The organism is Streptomyces sp. NPDC059696 (assembly GCF_042733745.1).
Classification (GTDB): Bacteria; Actinomycetota; Actinomycetes; order Streptomycetales; family Streptomycetaceae; genus Streptomyces.
This window is the reverse complement of record NZ_JBHWFG010000004.1, coordinates 71171-87310: the sequence shown is the minus strand read 5'-3', so window position 1 is coordinate 87310 and position 16140 is coordinate 71171. Positions and strand designations below refer to the sequence as shown.

The 16140-nt window shown below is 72.5% G+C and carries 16 protein-coding genes; 8 read left to right on the top strand and 8 right to left on the bottom strand.

The genetic code is table 11. The annotated features are described in order from the left end of the window. Positions 1-96 precede the first annotated feature (96 nt). From ACFV20_RS05700 to ACFV20_RS05685, 4 genes are all read left to right on the top strand, one after another. On the top strand, positions 97-1599 hold the full coding sequence (locus ACFV20_RS05700; RefSeq protein WP_385652743.1) for an SDR family NAD(P)-dependent oxidoreductase: 1503 nt from the start codon (positions 97-99) through the stop codon (positions 1597-1599). Between the two features lie 466 nt (positions 1600-2065). Next, entirely contained in the window at positions 2066-2239 is a 174-nt protein-coding gene (locus tag ACFV20_RS05695) for a hypothetical protein (RefSeq protein WP_385652740.1), read from the top strand. Positions 2240-2295: 56 nt separating this feature from the next. After that, the gene (locus tag ACFV20_RS05690; protein ID WP_385652738.1) at positions 2296-2778 is read left to right on the top strand and encodes a GNAT family N-acetyltransferase; all 483 of its coding nucleotides are present in this window, start codon (positions 2296-2298) and stop codon (positions 2776-2778) included. Between the two features lie 16 nt (positions 2779-2794). Then, entirely contained in the window at positions 2795-3400 is a 606-nt protein-coding gene (locus ACFV20_RS05685; protein ID WP_385652735.1) for a GNAT family N-acetyltransferase, read from the top strand. Here ACFV20_RS05685 and ACFV20_RS05680 read toward each other — a convergent pair. Then, positions 3372-3791, bottom strand: a complete 420-nt coding sequence (locus tag ACFV20_RS05680) for a VOC family protein (RefSeq protein WP_385652733.1) — start codon at positions 3789-3791, stop codon at positions 3372-3374. The two genes, ACFV20_RS05685 and ACFV20_RS05680, sit on opposite strands and share 29 nt — an antisense overlap. A gap of 207 nt (positions 3792-3998) precedes the next feature. Beyond that, the gene (locus ACFV20_RS05675; protein ID WP_385652729.1) at positions 3999-5345 is read right to left on the bottom strand and encodes an amidase; all 1347 of its coding nucleotides are present in this window, start codon (positions 5343-5345) and stop codon (positions 3999-4001) included. Between the two features lie 269 nt (positions 5346-5614). On the opposite strand from ACFV20_RS05675, the gene ACFV20_RS05670 reads away from it, so the two are divergent. Beyond that, entirely contained in the window at positions 5615-6088 is a 474-nt protein-coding gene (locus ACFV20_RS05670) for a carboxymuconolactone decarboxylase family protein (protein WP_385652726.1), read from the top strand. Between the two features lie 21 nt (positions 6089-6109). On the opposite strand, the gene ACFV20_RS05665 is transcribed toward ACFV20_RS05670, so the two are convergent. Next, complete coding sequence (locus ACFV20_RS05665; protein WP_385652724.1) at positions 6110-7531, bottom strand: lipase maturation factor family protein; 1422 nt, start codon at positions 7529-7531, stop codon at positions 6110-6112. Between the two features lie 298 nt (positions 7532-7829). Between ACFV20_RS05665 and ACFV20_RS05660 the strand changes: the two genes are divergently transcribed. Together ACFV20_RS05660 and ACFV20_RS05655 are read left to right on the top strand one after the other, a co-directional pair. Next, positions 7830-9917 (top strand): SpoIIE family protein phosphatase, encoded by a 2088-nt coding sequence (locus ACFV20_RS05660; RefSeq protein WP_385652722.1) that lies wholly within the window; start codon positions 7830-7832, stop codon positions 9915-9917. 22 nt (positions 9918-9939) lie between these two features. Further along, positions 9940-10803 carry an Fpg/Nei family DNA glycosylase gene (locus ACFV20_RS05655; RefSeq protein WP_385652719.1) on the top strand — a complete coding sequence of 288 codons (864 nt, stop codon included), beginning with the start codon at positions 9940-9942 and terminating at the stop codon, positions 10801-10803. An 18-nt stretch (positions 10804-10821) separates the two neighbouring features. Here the strand turns inward: ACFV20_RS05655 and ACFV20_RS05650 are convergent, their stop codons facing one another. The 4 genes from ACFV20_RS05650 to ACFV20_RS05635 all read right to left on the bottom strand — a co-directional run bounded on the left by ACFV20_RS05650 (position 10822) and on the right by ACFV20_RS05635 (position 14130). Beyond that, entirely contained in the window at positions 10822-12000 is a 1179-nt protein-coding gene (locus ACFV20_RS05650; protein WP_385652717.1) for a PP2C family protein-serine/threonine phosphatase, read from the bottom strand. 110 nt (positions 12001-12110) lie between these two features. Beyond that, a complete protein-coding gene (locus ACFV20_RS05645; RefSeq protein WP_385652715.1) occupies positions 12111-12767 on the bottom strand; it encodes a zf-HC2 domain-containing protein in 657 nt (218 codons plus the stop codon). A 151-nt stretch (positions 12768-12918) separates the two neighbouring features. Then, the gene (locus ACFV20_RS05640; protein WP_385652712.1) at positions 12919-13431 is read right to left on the bottom strand and encodes a hypothetical protein; all 513 of its coding nucleotides are present in this window, start codon (positions 13429-13431) and stop codon (positions 12919-12921) included. Positions 13432-13584: 153 nt separating this feature from the next. Further along, complete coding sequence (locus tag ACFV20_RS05635) at positions 13585-14130, bottom strand: sigma-70 family RNA polymerase sigma factor (protein WP_385652709.1); 546 nt, start codon at positions 14128-14130, stop codon at positions 13585-13587. A gap of 221 nt (positions 14131-14351) precedes the next feature. Here ACFV20_RS05635 and ACFV20_RS05630 point away from each other — a divergent pair, with 221 nt between their 5' ends. Beyond that, the gene (locus tag ACFV20_RS05630) at positions 14352-15503 is read left to right on the top strand and encodes a CapA family protein (RefSeq protein ID WP_385652707.1); all 1152 of its coding nucleotides are present in this window, start codon (positions 14352-14354) and stop codon (positions 15501-15503) included. A gap of 44 nt (positions 15504-15547) precedes the next feature. Here ACFV20_RS05630 and ACFV20_RS05625 read toward each other — a convergent pair whose 3' ends face one another. Continuing rightward, on the bottom strand, positions 15548-16012 hold the full coding sequence (locus tag ACFV20_RS05625) for a universal stress protein (protein ID WP_385652705.1): 465 nt from the start codon (positions 16010-16012) through the stop codon (positions 15548-15550). Between the last annotated feature and the right edge of the window lie 128 nt (positions 16013-16140).

The window sequence follows — 16140 nt, the reverse complement described above, 5'->3', positions numbered from 1 at the left end:
GTTTGGCGGAGCGGCCCGGCCCTGAAGTAAAATCCGCCCTTCGAAAGCGGGCGCGACCGGCGCGCCGCGAGGGCAGAGCAGGGAACGACAGCGGCGATGACGGTGACACAGGACGGTCCGCAGGCCATGGACGAGGCCGACGGGCTCTCGTACGGACCCGGCATCGACCCCGAGCGCCTGGCCGTCTGCCTCAGCGTGCTCGAGGAACTCGACAAGCTGGAGGTCGACCACCCGGACGCCGTCGCGGTGCGCCGGGCCACGGCCGGCATCTACCGCACGGTCAAGCAGCGCCGCCGCCAGGAGCGGCGGGCCGCCAAGACCGCCCACGACAAGGCGGTCACGGAGGCCACCGCGACCGGCTCCGCCCAGCGCATCGACGACGAGACCGAGGGCCTGCTGCCGTCGTCGGCCACCGAGGAGGGCAGGATCGCGGGGATACTCCAGCGCCCGCGCTCCTGCTACACCTGCAAGACCCGGTACGTGGAAGTCGACTACTTCTACCACCAGCTCTGTCCGGACTGCGCCCGGCTGAACCGCGAGAAGCGCGACGCCCGCGCCGACCTCACCGGCAAGCGCGCCCTGCTCACCGGCGGCCGCGCCAAGATCGGCATGTACATCGCGCTCCGGCTGCTGCGCGACGGCGCGCACACCACGATCACCACGCGCTTCCCCAAGGACGCCATCCGCCGCTTCAAGGCCATGGACGACTCCGCGGACTGGATGCACCGCCTGGAGGTCGTCGGCATCGATCTGCGCGACCCCGCGCAGGCCGTGGCCCTCGCGGAACAGGTCGCCGAGACGGGCCCGCTCGACATCCTGATCAACAACGCGACTCAGACCGTGCGCCGCCTGCCCTCCGCGTACGCCGCCCTGGTCGAGGGCGAGAGCGCCCCGCTGCCCGCCGGTGAGCTGCCCGCCCACCACGTCATCGGCGCCTTCAACTCCGGCGCGGTCGACGGCATCGCCGCGCTGCCGCTGGGAACCAGCGGGCTCGACGCCCAGAAGGTCGCCGACCTCGCCCTGGTCGCGGGCAACGCCAGCGTCGAACGGCACCTGGACGGCACGGCGATCGACGCGGGCGGTCTGGTGCCCGACGTGGTCGACTCCAACACCTGGGTGCAGACCATCGAGCAGATCTCGCCCGTGGAGCTGCTGGAGACCCAGCTGTGCAACTACACGGCGCCCTTCATCCTGATCAGCGCGCTGCGGCCGGCCATGGCCGAGGCGGCGAAGAAGGCGCAGAGCGGACGCGCCTACGTGGTCAACGTGTCCGCGATGGAGGGTGTGTTCGGGCGCGGGTACAAGGGCGCCGGGCATCCGAACACCAATGCCGCGAAGGCCGCGATGAACATGGTGACGCGGACCAGCGCGCAGGAGATGTTCCAGACCGACGGCATCCTGATGACCTCGGTGGACACGGGCTGGATCACGGACGAGCGGCCCCACTACGACAAGCTGCGCCTCGCCGAGGCCGGGTTCCACGCGCCGCTCGACCTGGTCGACGGCGCGGCCCGGGTCTACGACCCGGTCGTGCGCGGCGAGGCGGGAGAGGACCTGTACGGGGTCTTCCTGAAGGACTACGCGCCCGGCAAGTGGTAGCCGCGGCCCTCTGAGGGGCATGCCGCCTGCCGGGAGCACGACTTGGGGCTCCCGGCAGGCGGATCGTGACCCGGCCAACCGGGCTTGAACTGTGCAGCCGTCCCGAGAGCGGCGTCCTCGACGTACGCCGTTCGAGTGATACGCAAAACGCCACAAAGCCTACAAAACCATACGTAAACCGGAGTTGAACGCGGGATGACGCGCGATCGTTACCCGTTGTTTTCAGCCCCATCGAGCGGTGCCCTGCTCATTTGGTTAGTCTGATGCGGACGGACAGCAGTACGGGGTCCTACCCACACCCACGGTCCGTCATGGGACCAGCCGGTTCACCACGGCCTGCTCTCCCGTGAGTCGACCGGCGCCACCGCGTCCGAACTGCATTTGACGAAAGAGGCCCGAGCGGGCGTCAGGCGCAGCAGGACCGGCGCGTACGTCCCGAGGGTGACCGACACATAAGGAGTGCGCGGTGACACCGGAGAAGACGAAGAGCGATCAGCGCCCCAAGGAACGCGGCGAGCGCGCCGGCCGACGGGCCGACGAGCTCGGCAGCCTCGACGTGTGGGCCCGTTCGGCCCCGATCCGCCTCGCGGGCTACGAGGACGACCTCGCAGAGCCCCACATCCTGCCCAGCGTCGACTGACACCGGGCGCACCCCTCCGCGACCTCCGAGCGCATGGCCGTGCCAGACTCGCGGCCATGCTGATCAGGGAAGCAACGGCTGACGACTGGCCTCGCATCTGGCCCTTCTGGCACCGCATCGTCGCCGCGGGCGAGACCTACGCATGGGACCCGGGCACCTCCGAGGAGGAGGCCCGGGCCCTGTGGATGAACCCGGCGAAACGCGTCTACGTCGTCGAGGACGACACCGGCGCCGTCGTCGCCTCCGCCTACCTCACCCCCAACTACGGCGGCCCAGCCGCCGGTATCGCCAACGCCGGCTTCATGGTCGACCCCGGTCAAGGCGGCCGGGGCTACGGCCGCGCCCTGGCCGAACACCTCCTGACCGAAGCCCGGACCGCCGGCTTCAGGGGTATGGTCTTCAACGCCGTCGTCGAGACCAACCCCGCGGTGTCACTGTGGACTTCCCTCGGCTTCACCATCCTCGGCACCGTCCCGCAGGCCTTCGACCACCCACGGCACGGGCCGGTGGGGCTGCACATCATGTACCGGGCGTTGTAGAGAGACGGAGGAACCCATGACCGGCCTTCGGACAGCGCCCCTGGACGCCTCCACCTGGCCGGATTTCGCCGGCCTGGTCGAGCGGCACAACGGCGTCTGGGGCGGCTGCTGGTGCATGGCCTTCCACCCCGAGGGCCTGAGCCGCGGCAGATCCCCGGAGCAGAACCGCTCCGCGAAGGAGACCCGGGTCCGCGAGGGCGGCGCGCACGCCGCCCTCGTCTACGACGGGCGGGACTGCGCCGGGTGGTGCCAGTTCGGGCCGCCGTCCGAACTGCCCCGCATCAAGCACCGGCGCGCCTACGAGAAGGACCTCGGCACCCCGCCGGACTGGCGGATCACCTGCTTCTTCGTCGGCCGGGACCACCGCCGCACCGGCGTGGCCGCCGCCGCCCTCGAAGGCGCCCTCCACGAGATCGCCCGGCTGGGCGGCGGAACCGTGGAGGGCTACCCGGAGGACACCGAAGGCCGGCCGGTCTCACCGTCCTTCCTCTACGGCGGCACGGTGAGGCTGTTCGAGGACCGGGGCTTCGAACGGATCCGGCGTCTGGGCAAGCATCACTGGGTGGTGTCCCGTGACGTCCGGGCGGAGCCCGTCAGGGCCGGACGTACGGGCGGGTCATGATCTCCATGTTGTGGCCGTCCGGGTCGTCGAAGTAGGCGCCGCGGCCGCCGAAGAGGTCGTTGACCCGGCCCGGGCGGGTGTGGTTCGGGTCGGCGTAGTAGGTGACACCGAGCGCTTCCAGGCGGTCGATCATGCCGTCGAACCGCTCCTCGGGCACGAGGAACGCGTAGTGCTGCGGCTGGATCGGCTCGTCGGTCTTCTCGTAGTAGTCGAGGGTCACGCCGTTGCCCAGGTCGACGGGCAGGAACGGGCCGAAGGGCGCGCCGACCTCCAGACCCAGGACGGCCGCGAGGAACTCCGCGGACAGCCGTCGGTCACAGGCGTAGACGGCGGTGTGGTCGAGGCGGGCGATCGTGGCCGGGAGTTCGGGGGACTGCGGGGTGCGGGACATGGGTGAGTTCGTCTCCGGGTCTCGGGATCCGTGCGGAAGCGCCGATGAGCGGCGCGGGGATGAGGACACGAAGACGGGAGGCGGGGCGCGTGCCCTCTCCGGCTCTCGGGCGGGCCCGGGCGGGGAGAGTCCCGCCGCGCTCACTCCGAGGCCGGGCGCCTCACTCGTGCATGGCCTACGGCCGACCCGGCAGTCACCCGGCCGACCCTAGTCCATCGGCGCCGTCCGCCGCCACGGGCTACGCGCCTCCAACTGCCCGGCCAGAGCCAGGAGTCGGGACTCCGTGCCGGGGCGGCCCACGAGCTGCACGGCGCACGGGGCGCCCGAGGGGAGGGTGCCGCAGGGGACGGACATGGCGGGCCAGCCGGTCAGGTTCCACGGGGGCGTCAGGGGAGAGTAGGCGGTGTTCGCCAGCAGGTTGCTCAGCCAGCCCCGCTCGTGCCAGGGCCCGGCCTTCGGGGAACGGCGGGCGAGCGCGGGCGTCAGCAGCACGTCGTGCTCGGCGAAGAACGGCTCCAGCCTGCGGCGCAGCCGCTCACGGCTCGCTCCGGAGCTCACCGAGCGCAGGAAGGGCCGGCCGAGCCGGGCGTGCACGCGGGTGCGGCGCGTCAGCAGCCGGGGGTCGAGCGGCAGGGCGTCCGCGGCGGTGCCCGCCGTCCAGTGCGCGAGCGAGGTCGTGGCGAGCGACATCGGGTAGGGCGGGTCGGCACGCCGGACCTGGTGGCCCGCCCGCATCAGCAGCCCCGCCGCGTCCCGGGCGGCCGCCGTGTACGGACGGCTGACGGTGACCCCGGCCAGCGGACTGCGCAGCGACACGGCGATCCTGAGGACGCCGGCCTCGGGCGCGGGGCCGCCGGGCTCGGCGCCGGCCAGGACCGAGAACATCAGCCGGGCGTCCTCGACGGTCGTGGCGAGCGGCCCGTTCTCCGCCATGCCGAACCAGGTGCTGTCCCCTTCGCCGGTGGGGATCACCCCCTGGCCCGGCTTGATGGTCACGAGGCCGCAGTTGGCGGCCGGTATGCGCAAGGAACCCATCCCGTCGTTGCCGAGGGCGATCGGCACCATCCCGGCGGCGACGGCCGCCGCGCTGCCGCCCGACGAACCGCCCGCCGAACGCGTGGGGTCCCACGGGTTGCGGGCGATGCCCAGCACACCGTCCGTCGTGCCGAAGACGCACAGCTCGGGGACGTTCGTGACTCCCACGACCACCGCGCCCGCCGCGCGCAGCCGGGCGACCGTCACATGGTCGCGCGCGGCCGGTGTGTCCGGGGTGGCGGCCGAGCCGATCCGCCGGGACTCGCCGCGCACGGGGAGGTTGTCCTTGACGGCCACGGGCACCCCGGCCAGGGGCAGTCCGGCGAGGTCGCCACGTGCCGCGACCTCGTCGGCCTCGGCCAGGGCCGCCTCGGCGCGCACCGCGCGGAACGCGCCGACCCGGCCGTCGAGCCGCTCGATCCGGGCGAGGTGTTCGGCGACCACCTCGCGGGGCGTGACCCGCTTGTCGCGTACGGCGGCGGCTATCTCGGCGGCGGTACGGCCGGCCCAGGTGGTCACAGCGGCTCCTCGGAGGGCGGAGGGCGGACTTACTGACGAGTACGTAGGGAGAACTGTGCACCCGGCGGGTACCGCGCGTCGAGGCCGCCGGCCGTGCGGGGCCGGACGGCACCGTCGGCGAGGCACTGCCGCGGCCGGCCCGGCGCAGGCGGCGTGCGAGGGCGGCCGGCTCGCACCTATGGCGCAGGTCACACCCGCCCGTGTCACATCCGGAGGGGGCCGCCGCCTCATAGGGGTGTACGGCATCGACAACGGCAAAGGAACTCACCATGAGCGCACGACTGGACGTCTTCGCCATCCCGAGCGCGAGCAAGGTCGTCAAGCAACTCCTGTCCCTGGGCCGGCTGGTGGTGGAGTCGCCGCTGCCGGCCACCACCCGGGAACTGGTCTCCCTGCGCACGAGCCAGATCAACGGATGTGCGGTCTGCATCGACATGCACACCAAGGAGGCCACCGCCGCCGGGGAGAGCTCCGTACGTCTCCATCTCGTCGCCGCGTGGCGGGAGGCCACGGTCTTCACCGAGGCCGAGCGTGCCGCCCTGGAACTGGCCGAGCAGGGCACGCGGATCGCCGACGGCGCCGGCGGCGTGCCGGACGCCGTGTGGCGGCGGGCCGCCGAGCACTACGACGAGGAGCAGCTCATGGCACTGGTGACCCTGATCGCCTTCATGAACACCGCGAACCGGCTCAACGTCATGCTCGAGCAGCCGGCCGGCGACTACCGGCCCGGCCAGTTCGCCTAGTCGCGCGGCGCCGGGGCCGGGTCACGGCCTGCGCCCCGGCCCCGTCAGCCGGGTCGGCGGCAGGTACTCCCGCACGTACGTCCGCTCCCAGCACGCGCCCGTCTCCCGCAGCTCGCGCCACGACGTGAAGCGGTAGCGGAACAGGCGGGCGCGCACGTACCGAGGGGGCTCGTCCGGCGGGAACGGGGAGCGGCGCAGCAGCTTCAGGGTGTCCCGGTCGTTCTCCAGCAGCCGTTCCACCAGCGTCCCGAACCAGGAGTTCGCGTACGCGGGGGAGAGGGCCGCGAACCACATCAGCCAGTCGAGCCGCAGATGGTAGGGCGCGAACTGGCGCGGCCAGCGCCGCGGATCGCCCGGCTTGCCCTTGAACTCGTACTCCCGCCACCCCGAGTCCGCGTGCGGCACGTCGTCCGCGGTGCCCTCCACCACCACCTCGTAGCGCACCCGGCTCACGCTGCCGAACGCTCCGTAGGTGTTGACCAGATGGAGCGGGTCGAAGGAACGGTTCATGACCTGGCGGCGGGACAGCATGTTGCGCACCGGCCGGTAACCGAGGCCGAGCAGCAGCGCCGACACCGCGAGCACCACGACGACGTACCACAGCGGGGCGTCGGGCACCTGCGGTGGATCGGCCGGGAACCGCACCGCCGACAGCGCCAGCACGATCGTGATCCAGTTCAGCCAGGAGAAGTTGCCCGACAGCACCAGCCACAGCTGGGTGGCGATCATCAGTGACGCGGCGGCCGTCGCGACCGGCTGCGGGGTGAACAGCAGGAACGGCACCACGAGCTGGGTGACGTGGTTCGCCGCCACCTCGACACGGTGCAGGGGCTTCGGCAGACGGTGGAAGAACCAGCTCAGCGGGCCCGGCATCGGCTGGGTCTCGTGGTGGTGGTCCAGGCAGGTGAGCTTGCGCCAGCAGGCGTCGCCGCGCATCTTGATCAGCCCCGCGCCGAACTCCACGCGGAACAGGATCCACCGCAGCAGGAACAGCACGACGACCGGCGGCGCCACCTCGTCGTTGCCGAGGAACACCGCGAGGAACCCGACCTCCAGCAGCAGCGACTCCCAGCCGAACGCGTACCAGGTCTGCCCGACGTTGACGATCGACAGGTACAGCGCCCACGGCACCAGCCACAGCACCATGGCGGCCCACAGCGGCAGCAGCGAGTCCAGACCGGCCAGCAGCGCCGCCGACACCGCACAGCCCGTCCAGGCGCACCCCGCGAAGAAGCGGTCCGAGTAGTGCCACTGGAACAGGCTCGGCGCCCGCTGGAACGGCACCCGCTCGACGAACCGCGGCACCGGCAGCATGCCGCGCCGGCCGATCAGCGCGCGGAACTGGAGCGCCGCCGTCAGGAAGGCGACCAGATACACGGCTGCCAGGGCCCGCTGGAAGACCAGCCGGGTCACCCAGTAGCCGGATGCGGCGAACCATTCCACGGCCGTGGGGCCCTCCTTCCCGTAGGACGCGAAGCCCGTCCGTCACGCTCGGTGCACGGTCGCTCCCGGCCGCGTGACCGAACGTGACCGAAGCCCACCATAGTGCCGGGCCCGGCCTCGTACCGGACACCCCCGATCCGCCCGTCGAAACCGGGCCGGTGCCCGGTTGCCGGGCCGCCGGGCGCATCCCCGGCTGCCCCTCGGGCGTCTTCAGTGACCGAGGGCCGATCCGGCACGGTGGCCCGTACACTCGGCGCATCCGGTCGAAGAATCGGACGAACCCTGGCAAGGTGGGCCCATGGCTGATCGGGGAGCGAGCGCCCTGTCCCTCCCGGACGACTGGCCCGCCCACCCGGATCCGATCCTCGCGCTGAACCGGATGGGCAGCTTCGACTGGGATCTGGACACCGGCCTGATGCAGATGGACGCCCAGGCCCACGAGATCTTCGACGTGCGTGCCGACGAGTACGACGACCACCCCGAGACCCTCGCCAAGCGCGTGCCGCCCGACGAGTCCCGGCGCCTGGACACAGCGGTCTCGCAGGCGCTCAAGGACGGCAGCGAGAACTACGGCGCCTACTTCCGCATCCGCCGCCGCGACGGCACCCTGCGCTGGACCCACACCCAGGGCTACATCCGGCGCGACGGCACCGGCCGCCCCCGCCGCATCATCGGCATCGTCCGGGACGCCACCCGGGAACTCGGCGAGATCGACGCCCACCGTGACCGGGCCGCCAAGGACGAGGCCCGCCGGCAACAGACCAGCGTCGTGGAGCTCACCACGGCCGCCCTCGCCCACGCCCGCACCGTCCAGGACGTCATCGACGTCCTCAAGGACACCCACGGGCTGGTCCACCTGGGCGCCACCAGTCTCGTCATGGGCCTGGTCGAGGCCGGCCGCATCCGCCTGGTCGCCGAGGGTCCCTCCGAGAGCTTCGTACCCGGCACCCGTGTCACCCGGATCGACGAGCCCTATCCGATGAGTGAGGCCGTCCGCACCCTCAGCCCGTGCTTCATCGAGTCGCCCGAGGAGTTCGCCGAGCGCTATCCGATCCTGTGGCCGCACCTCACCGGCCTCGACATCACCTCGGCCGCCTACCTGCCGCTCATCGTCCAGGCCCGGCCGATCGGCGCCATGGGCCTGCTCTACAGCGACCGGTACGGCTTCACGTCCGAGGAGCGCAACATCCTCGTCGCCCTGGGCAGCAGCATCGCCCAGAGCCTGCAGCGGGCCATGTTCTACGAGCAGGAGATGGACCTCGCACAGGGCCTCCAGCAGGCCATGCTGCCCCGGACCATCCCGAGCGTGCCCGGCGCCGATGTCGCCGTGCGCTACCGGGCCGCCACCATCGGCGGCTCCGTCGGCCGGGACATCGGCGGCGACTGGTACGACCTGATCCCGCTGCCCGGCGGCCGGGTCGGTGCCGTCATCGGCGACGTCCAGGGCCACGACACGCACGCCGCCGCCGTCATGGGCCAGCTGCGCATCGTGCTGCGCGCCTACGCCGCCGAGGGGCATCCCCCGGCCACCGTCATGGCCCGGGCCTCCGTCTTCCTGCACGAACTCGACACCGATCGCTCCGCGACCTGCCTCTACGCGGAGGCCGACCTGAACACCGGCGTGCTCCAGGTGGTCAGGGCCGGCCACATCGACCCGCTGGTGCGCCACCCGGACGGCTCCTGCCGTCGCGTCACCGTCCCCGGCGGGCTGCCGCTCGGCCTGTCCGCCGAGTTCGGCCGCCTCGACTACCCCGTGAGCACCATGGAGCTCGACCCCGGCGACACCCTGCTGCTGTGCACCGACGGCCTCGTGGAGCAGCCCGGTGCCGACCTCGACGACGGCATGCGCACCCTGAGCGGGCTCGTCGCCACCGGCCCCGACGACGTACGGGACCTCGCCGAGCGGCTCATCGACGTGGCCGCCGAGCGCGGCGGCGACGACGACGTGGCGCTGCTCCTGCTGCGCCGGCGCGGACCCGAGGGCCCGCAGTCCGGCCGCCGGCTCCAGCGGCGCGTGGCACCCGGCGATCCCGGGGCCCTCACCGAGACCCGGCACATGATCCGCACCGCGGTCGCCACCTGGGGAGCGGACGAGCGCGCCGACGAGATCGAACTGGTCGCCGACGAGCTGATCACCAACGCCCTGATGCACACCGAGGGCTCCGCGGTCGTCACCCTGCGGGCCTTCGACGGCACCGAGCGGCGGCTGCGCGTCGAGGTCGAGGACTCCTCGAGCGCCCTGCCGCGCCGCCGTGAGGCGGGCGACTCGGGCGTCTCCGGGCGCGGCCTGCTCCTGGTCGAGCTGCTCACCGACGTGTGGGGCGTGGAGGCCCGGGGCGGCGGCAAGGCCGTGTGGTGCGAGTTCGTGGTCCCCGGCCGGGACTGACCCCGCGTGGCACTCTGGACCTATGCCGGAACTGCCCGAGGTCGAGGCGCTCAAGGACTTCCTGACCGAGCACCTCGTCGGCCGCGAGATCGTACGGGTCCTGCCCGTCGCGATCAGCGTCCTGAAGACGTACGACCCTCCCCTGTCCGCGCTGGAGGGCCAGGAGGTCACCGCCGTACGCCGCTACGGCAAGTTCCTCGACCTCGCGACCGCCGACGGCCCGCACCTGGTGACGCACCTGGCCCGCGCGGGCTGGCTGCACTGGAAGGACCGCCTCCCCGACGGCCCGCCCCGCCCCGGCAAGGGCCCCCTCGCGCTGCGCGTGGCGCTGGAGACCGGCGCGGGGTTCGACCTGACCGAGGCCGGCACCCAGAAGCGGCTCGCGGTGTACGTGGTGGGCGACCCGCAGGAGGTCCCCGGCGTGGCCCGGCTCGGCCCGGACCCGCTCGCCGACGACTTCGACGAGCGGCGCCTCGCGGAGCTCCTGGCCGGTGAACGGCGGCAGCTCAAGGGAGCGTTGCGCGACCAGAGCCTCATCGCGGGGGTGGGCAACGCCTACAGCGACGAGATCCTGCACGCGGCGAAGATGTCACCCTTCAAACTGGCCGCGTCCCTGAGCCAGGAGGAGACCGGGCGGCTGTACGCGGCGCTGCGCGAGACGCTCACCGAGGCGGTCGAGCGTTCCCGGGGCGTGGCGGCGGGGCGGCTCAAGGCCGAGAAGAAGAGCGGACTGCGCGTCCACGGCCGCACCGGTGAAGCCTGCCCGGTGTGCGGCGACACCATCCGTGAGGTGTCCTTCAGCGACTCCTCGCTCCAGTACTGCCCGACCTGTCAGACGGGCGGCAAGCCGCTGGCGGACCGCAGGATGTCACGGCTGCTGAAGTGACCGGGGCCGGGGCCCGCGTCACCGGGACGGCGGCGACCACTGGAACATCAGGATGGTCGCGTCGTCCCGCAGCCGGCTCGTCGGCGAGTCCAGGATGGAGTGGATGAGCCGCCGCAGCGTCTCGGGCGGCAGCTCGCCCGCGGCCAGGGCTCCGATGACGTAGTCGGCGAACTGTTCCAGTCCGAACTCCGCGCCGTCGACGGCCCTCGCCTCGGTGACCCCGTCGGTGTACATCAGCACCCGGTCACCGGGCATCAGCGCGATCTCGTGCGTCTCCCGCCGCCTCTCGGCCAGCAGGGACGGCAGGCCCATCGGCAGGTCCGCCTCGCGCCGCATGGCGTCGACCAGCGGGCGCCGGTCGCGGATGAGCAGGGGGGTGGGGTGCCCGCAGTTCACCCACCGCAGCATCCCCGACGCCAGGTCCAGCTGGGCGAGGACACCCGTGCAGAACTGGTCCGGGAGCCACTGCGACAGCGCCTCGTCGACGCTCTCCACCAGCTCGGGCAGGTCGGCCCCGGTACGCCGGGCGTTGCGGCACGCGGCCAGGGACACCGTCGTGGTGAGTCCGGAGGCCAGGTCGTGTCCCATGGCGTCGAGCACCGCGACGTGCAGCGTCGTCTCCGTCAGGGAGTGGTCGAACCCGTCCCCGCCGAGTTCGTAGGCCGGCTCCAGCACGGCCGTCGACACGACGTGGGAGGTGCCGATCGTCCGGGGCGGGAGGAAGGCCCGCAGCATCTCGGCGGGCAGCCGCATCGGCCGGGTGCGCAGACGCCGTACGAAGGAGTCCTGGTACGCCCGCGTCGACGTGATCATCATGGCGAGCAGCGTGGCCAGGGCGCGGGCGCGGCGCAGCACGTCCGGTGTCAGCGCGGGGGAGTCGACCGCGATGACGCCCAGGCGTTCGGCGCCGTCCACGAGCGGGATCCAGGCGGTCATGCCGCCCTCCTCGGACACCGCGACGCGCAGGGACTGGGTGCGGTAGGTCCAGCCCGCGAGTGAGTCGTCGACGAGCAGGGGGGAGGTCACGTCGGTGAGCGGTACCAGCCGGCGCTGCTGGATGTCGGAGAGGTAGACCACGGAACTCTGCAGACCGAGGGCCTTGGTGCAGCGGGCCGCCGCGGTGGGCAGGTCCAGGGTCGCGTTCTCCGGGTCGGCCAGGAAGTCCTCCAAGCGGCCGTCCCCGGTCTCTGCCGTCACCTCGTCTCCCCTCGCCGGGACCGCCGGCACCCGGCGGTCCTCCGGGTGCGTCGTCCAGCAGTCTCACACCGGGGCGCGCCCGGCGCCCGGTGGCGGGGGCGGACGGATGGTCAGCTCGGCTGGATCCTCCACAGCACCTCGCCGGCCGCCGAGCGGATCTCGTAGCGGGCGATGTCCTCCGGAGGCAGGGAGGAGCTGGCCATCATCGTGTGGGGGTGGTCGTCGTGCCCGGGCCCGTGCCAGCTGGTGGCGGTCTCCTCGGTGCCGTCGTGTCCGATGATCACCAGATGGCAGGCGCGCGCGTCCGAGCCGTCCTTGACCTTCAGCTCGACCTGGCTGCCCGAGGCCGCCTCCTCCGTCGTGACCTGCGCCCACACACCGGTCCGGGTGTCGGTCGCCGCGGCGGTCCGGGCCTGCTCCTGGGCGCTGCCCTCGGCCATCATCGCGATGCCGGGGACCGACGCCGCGAAGACGACCGAGGCGGCCAGGGCGAACAGCAGCCGTCTGCGTCCGGCCCGGCGCCGGGTCGCCACCTCGGCCAGCAGCCCGTCCAGCATGCGCGGGCCGGGCTGGGCCAGGGGGTGCACGAACTGTGGCGTCGACCGCCGGTACAGCATCAACTGCCGTGTGGTGGCGCCGAATTCCGTCACCTCTGCAGCGCACCGAGGGCACTCCATGAGGTGGTCCTCGAAGCGGAAGGCCTCCGCCTCGTCCAGCACGCCGAGCGCGTAGGCCGCGACGTCGCGATGCCTCTCCAGGGACCTCATGCCGAATCCTCGTGCCGTTGGGTGCGGGTGGGGTTACTCCTTGCTCCCACCGGTACGGACCAGGCGGCGGAATCACTCAAGCCGGTGACACAATCGCAACCAAAGGATTCGGAGCCCTCCGGCCCGCGGATTGGTCCGCGGAGGCGGAAATCTAAAAAAGATGGATCGCGAGGTGTCCCAGGGGGAGTCCGAGCTGCCAGGCGGGCGTCCAGACCTTCGGTCCCTCGTCCTCCCCGGCCACCGGCGCACCCCCCGGCACCGCGTTCAGATCGGGCGCGAGCAGCTCCGTCTCCTGCAGCCAGCGCCAGGCCTCCTCGGCGAGGTCGAGGTCCGGCGCGGACCGGCCCGACGCCGCGGCGCCGGTGGTGAGCTCGGCCAGCCGCTCACGCACCCACTCCTGCCACGGCTGGTCGTAGGCGGTCAGCGAGAGCCATGTCTCCAGCTGGGTGACGACCCGGATGCCGGAGAGCTCCCCGTCGGTGTCGGACAGGAAGATGGTCAGCGCCAGGGCATCGCGCCCGGCGCGGAACTCGAAGGACGTCGGCGGCATCAGATCGCCGGTCCGCAGCAGCTCGTCGGCGATGTACTCGGCGTACAACCACGCCATGGGAACGGTCAGTTCACCGTCGGCACCGTCCGTGCCCCCCTGCTCTTCGTCCAGCATCCCTTCCTGCCTTCCTCCGGTACGTGCACGTCGCCCGACACCGGGCCCCGGGGAGCGCTGACGGCCCCCTCCGGAACACGGATGAGGACAGCCGATTACTCAACCGGGGTCCTCGGCAAGGCGCTTTACGGAGGCTTGACCCACCCGTCGGTTTCATCGCAGGTCGGCGGCGTATCCCGGTAGCACCCTGCGCAGGGCGCGCAGCGCGTAGTACGCGCGGGACTTCACGGTACCGGGCGGGATCCCGAGGGTTGCCGCCGCTTCCGCCACACTCGCCCCCTGGAAGTACACGAGCACCAGGACTTCACGGTGCTGCGGAGTGAGTGTCTTCACAGCCTCGCGGACGTCGAGCATCGCCGCGGCCCGCTCGGCGTGGTCGGAGATGACCCGCGCGTTCTCCAGCACCGCGTCGCCGACCTCCGGGGGACGGGCCTGACGGGCCCGCCGGGCGTCGATCGCGAGCCGGCGTGCGACGGTCATCAGCCAGGGCCGCACGGAGTCGAAGTCGTCGGCGCGCAGGGCCTCGGGGTGTTGCCAGGCTCGCACCAGTGTCTCCTGGACGAGGTCCTCCGCGCGCTGCCGGTCGCCGTCGCAGAGCCGCAGCAGCAGAGCGAAGAGGGGCCGGCCGTGCTCGCGCTGCAGTGCGGCGAGCTCGTGCTCGGCGGTCGTTCCGTTCGTGAGAGTGGATCCGGCCGTCATGGCCGTATGCCACCGCAGCGCGCGGCCCCGGCACAGGGCACGTACCCGGCTGTGCGACGGACGGTCGATCGCGTCGGCGAACGGTTCGACGAACGGTCCGGCACCCGGCCATGCGGGTGCCGGGCGGGCTGATGAGCGTGTCGGAGACACGTGGGACGCCAGGAGCCTTCTTTCCTGATGGTGCGTAAATATGACCACAACGCCCACAGTGGGGTGAATGCATGCTCGCGCGCAGTCGACAGATCGCCCTGGCCCTGACCGTCGTCCTCGCCGCAGGCGCCGCCTGCCAGGCCCGCGACCACGACCGGCCCGACCGCGGACGCCCGGCACCGGCCGCCGGGCCCCGCGGCTTCACACTCGTCGCCTCCGGTGACGTCCTCCCGCACAGCACGATCATCGACCGGGCCCGCTTCGACGCCGGTGGCACCGGCTACGACTTCCGGCCGATGCTCTCCGGGATCCGCTCCGTCGTCTCACGCGCCGACGTCGCCCTGTGCCACATGGAGACCGTGTACGGCGCGAACGGCGTCTACACCGGCTACCCCACCTTCAAGTCCCCGCCCGAGGTGGCCCACGCCCTCGCCGCCACCGGCTACGACGGCTGCTCCACCGCGTCCAACCACACCCTCGACGACGGAGCCGAGGGAATCCGCCGCACCCTCGACGCCCTCGACCGCGCGGGCGTCCGGCACGCCGGCTCGGCACGCACCGAGCAGGAGGCACGCACCACCACCGTCCTCCGGGCGGGTCCGGCCGAGATCGCCCACCTCGCCTACACCTACGACACCAACGGCATCCCGTTCCCCGACGGGCAGCCCTGGGCCGTCAACCTCATCGACGAGAACAGGATCGTCGAGGACGCCCGGGCCGCGCGCCGGGCGGGCGCCGACGTGGTCGTGGTCTCCCTGCACTGGGGCACCGAATGGCAGGACGCCCCCGACGACCGGCAGCTGGCCTGGGCCCGCAACCTCACCGCCGCGCGCACCGGGGACCGCCCCGACATCGATCTGATCCTCGGCACCCACGCGCACGTCCCGCAGGCCTACGAGAAGGTCAACGGCACCTGGGTGATCTACGGCATGGGCGACCAGATCGCCGGCGAGATGACCAATCACCAAGGCGCCAAGGACCCGCGCGGCAACCAGTCCACCCTCGGCCGCTTCACCTTCGCCCCGCCGGCCCGGCCGGGCGAGCGCTGGCAGGTGACCAAGGCGGAGTTCGTCCCGCAGCTCTTCGACGTCGACGCCGGCCGGGTCGTGAACCTCAACCGGGCGCTCGCCCGGGGCGCCGACGTCGGGGCCGTCCGCGACCGCATCCGCGATGTGGTGCTCAGCCGCGGCGCGGCCGGGGACGGACTGGTGATGGGGGAGTAGCGGCCCCGGCGACCGGGTGCCGTACGGGACCGCGGCACCCGGGTCTACGGCACCACCGTCACCGGCCAGCGCCCCGCCTTCACCAGGCGCACCGCCACCGAGCCCACGATGCGGTGGCCCGCCTGTTCCGAGGCGCCCACGACGACCGCGTCCGCCTTGAGTTCGTCGGCCGCCGCCACCAGGCCGTTGTACGGGTCGCCGCGGAACGTGTGGAACTCCCAGCGGACCTCGAATATCCCCTTGAGCCGCTCGGCCGCGTCCCGGATCTGCGCCACCAGATCCTCGGCGATCTCGTCCGTCGCCTCCGCCACCGGCACCCCCAGCGCCGCACCGGCCGCCAGCACCGGCTGCACGTACACCACGGCGAGCAGCGCGTGCTGGCGCCGGGCCAGGCCGGCGGCGTAGGCCGCGGCCCGCAGGGAGGAGTCGGAGCCGTCGACCCCGGCCACGATCACCTTCGGCCCGTCCGTGCCCCGCTCGAACCGGGTGGAGTGCTGTTCGTCCGTCACGCCGCGAGGCTATCGGAACCACCAGGGGCGGCCGCCGGGCGGGACGGGGCCCGGCGCAGGGCACCCGGGGCGGTGCGCCGGCTGCCGCCGCGCCGGACCCGCGGCCCGGGGCGGGCCGGCTGTGCCGC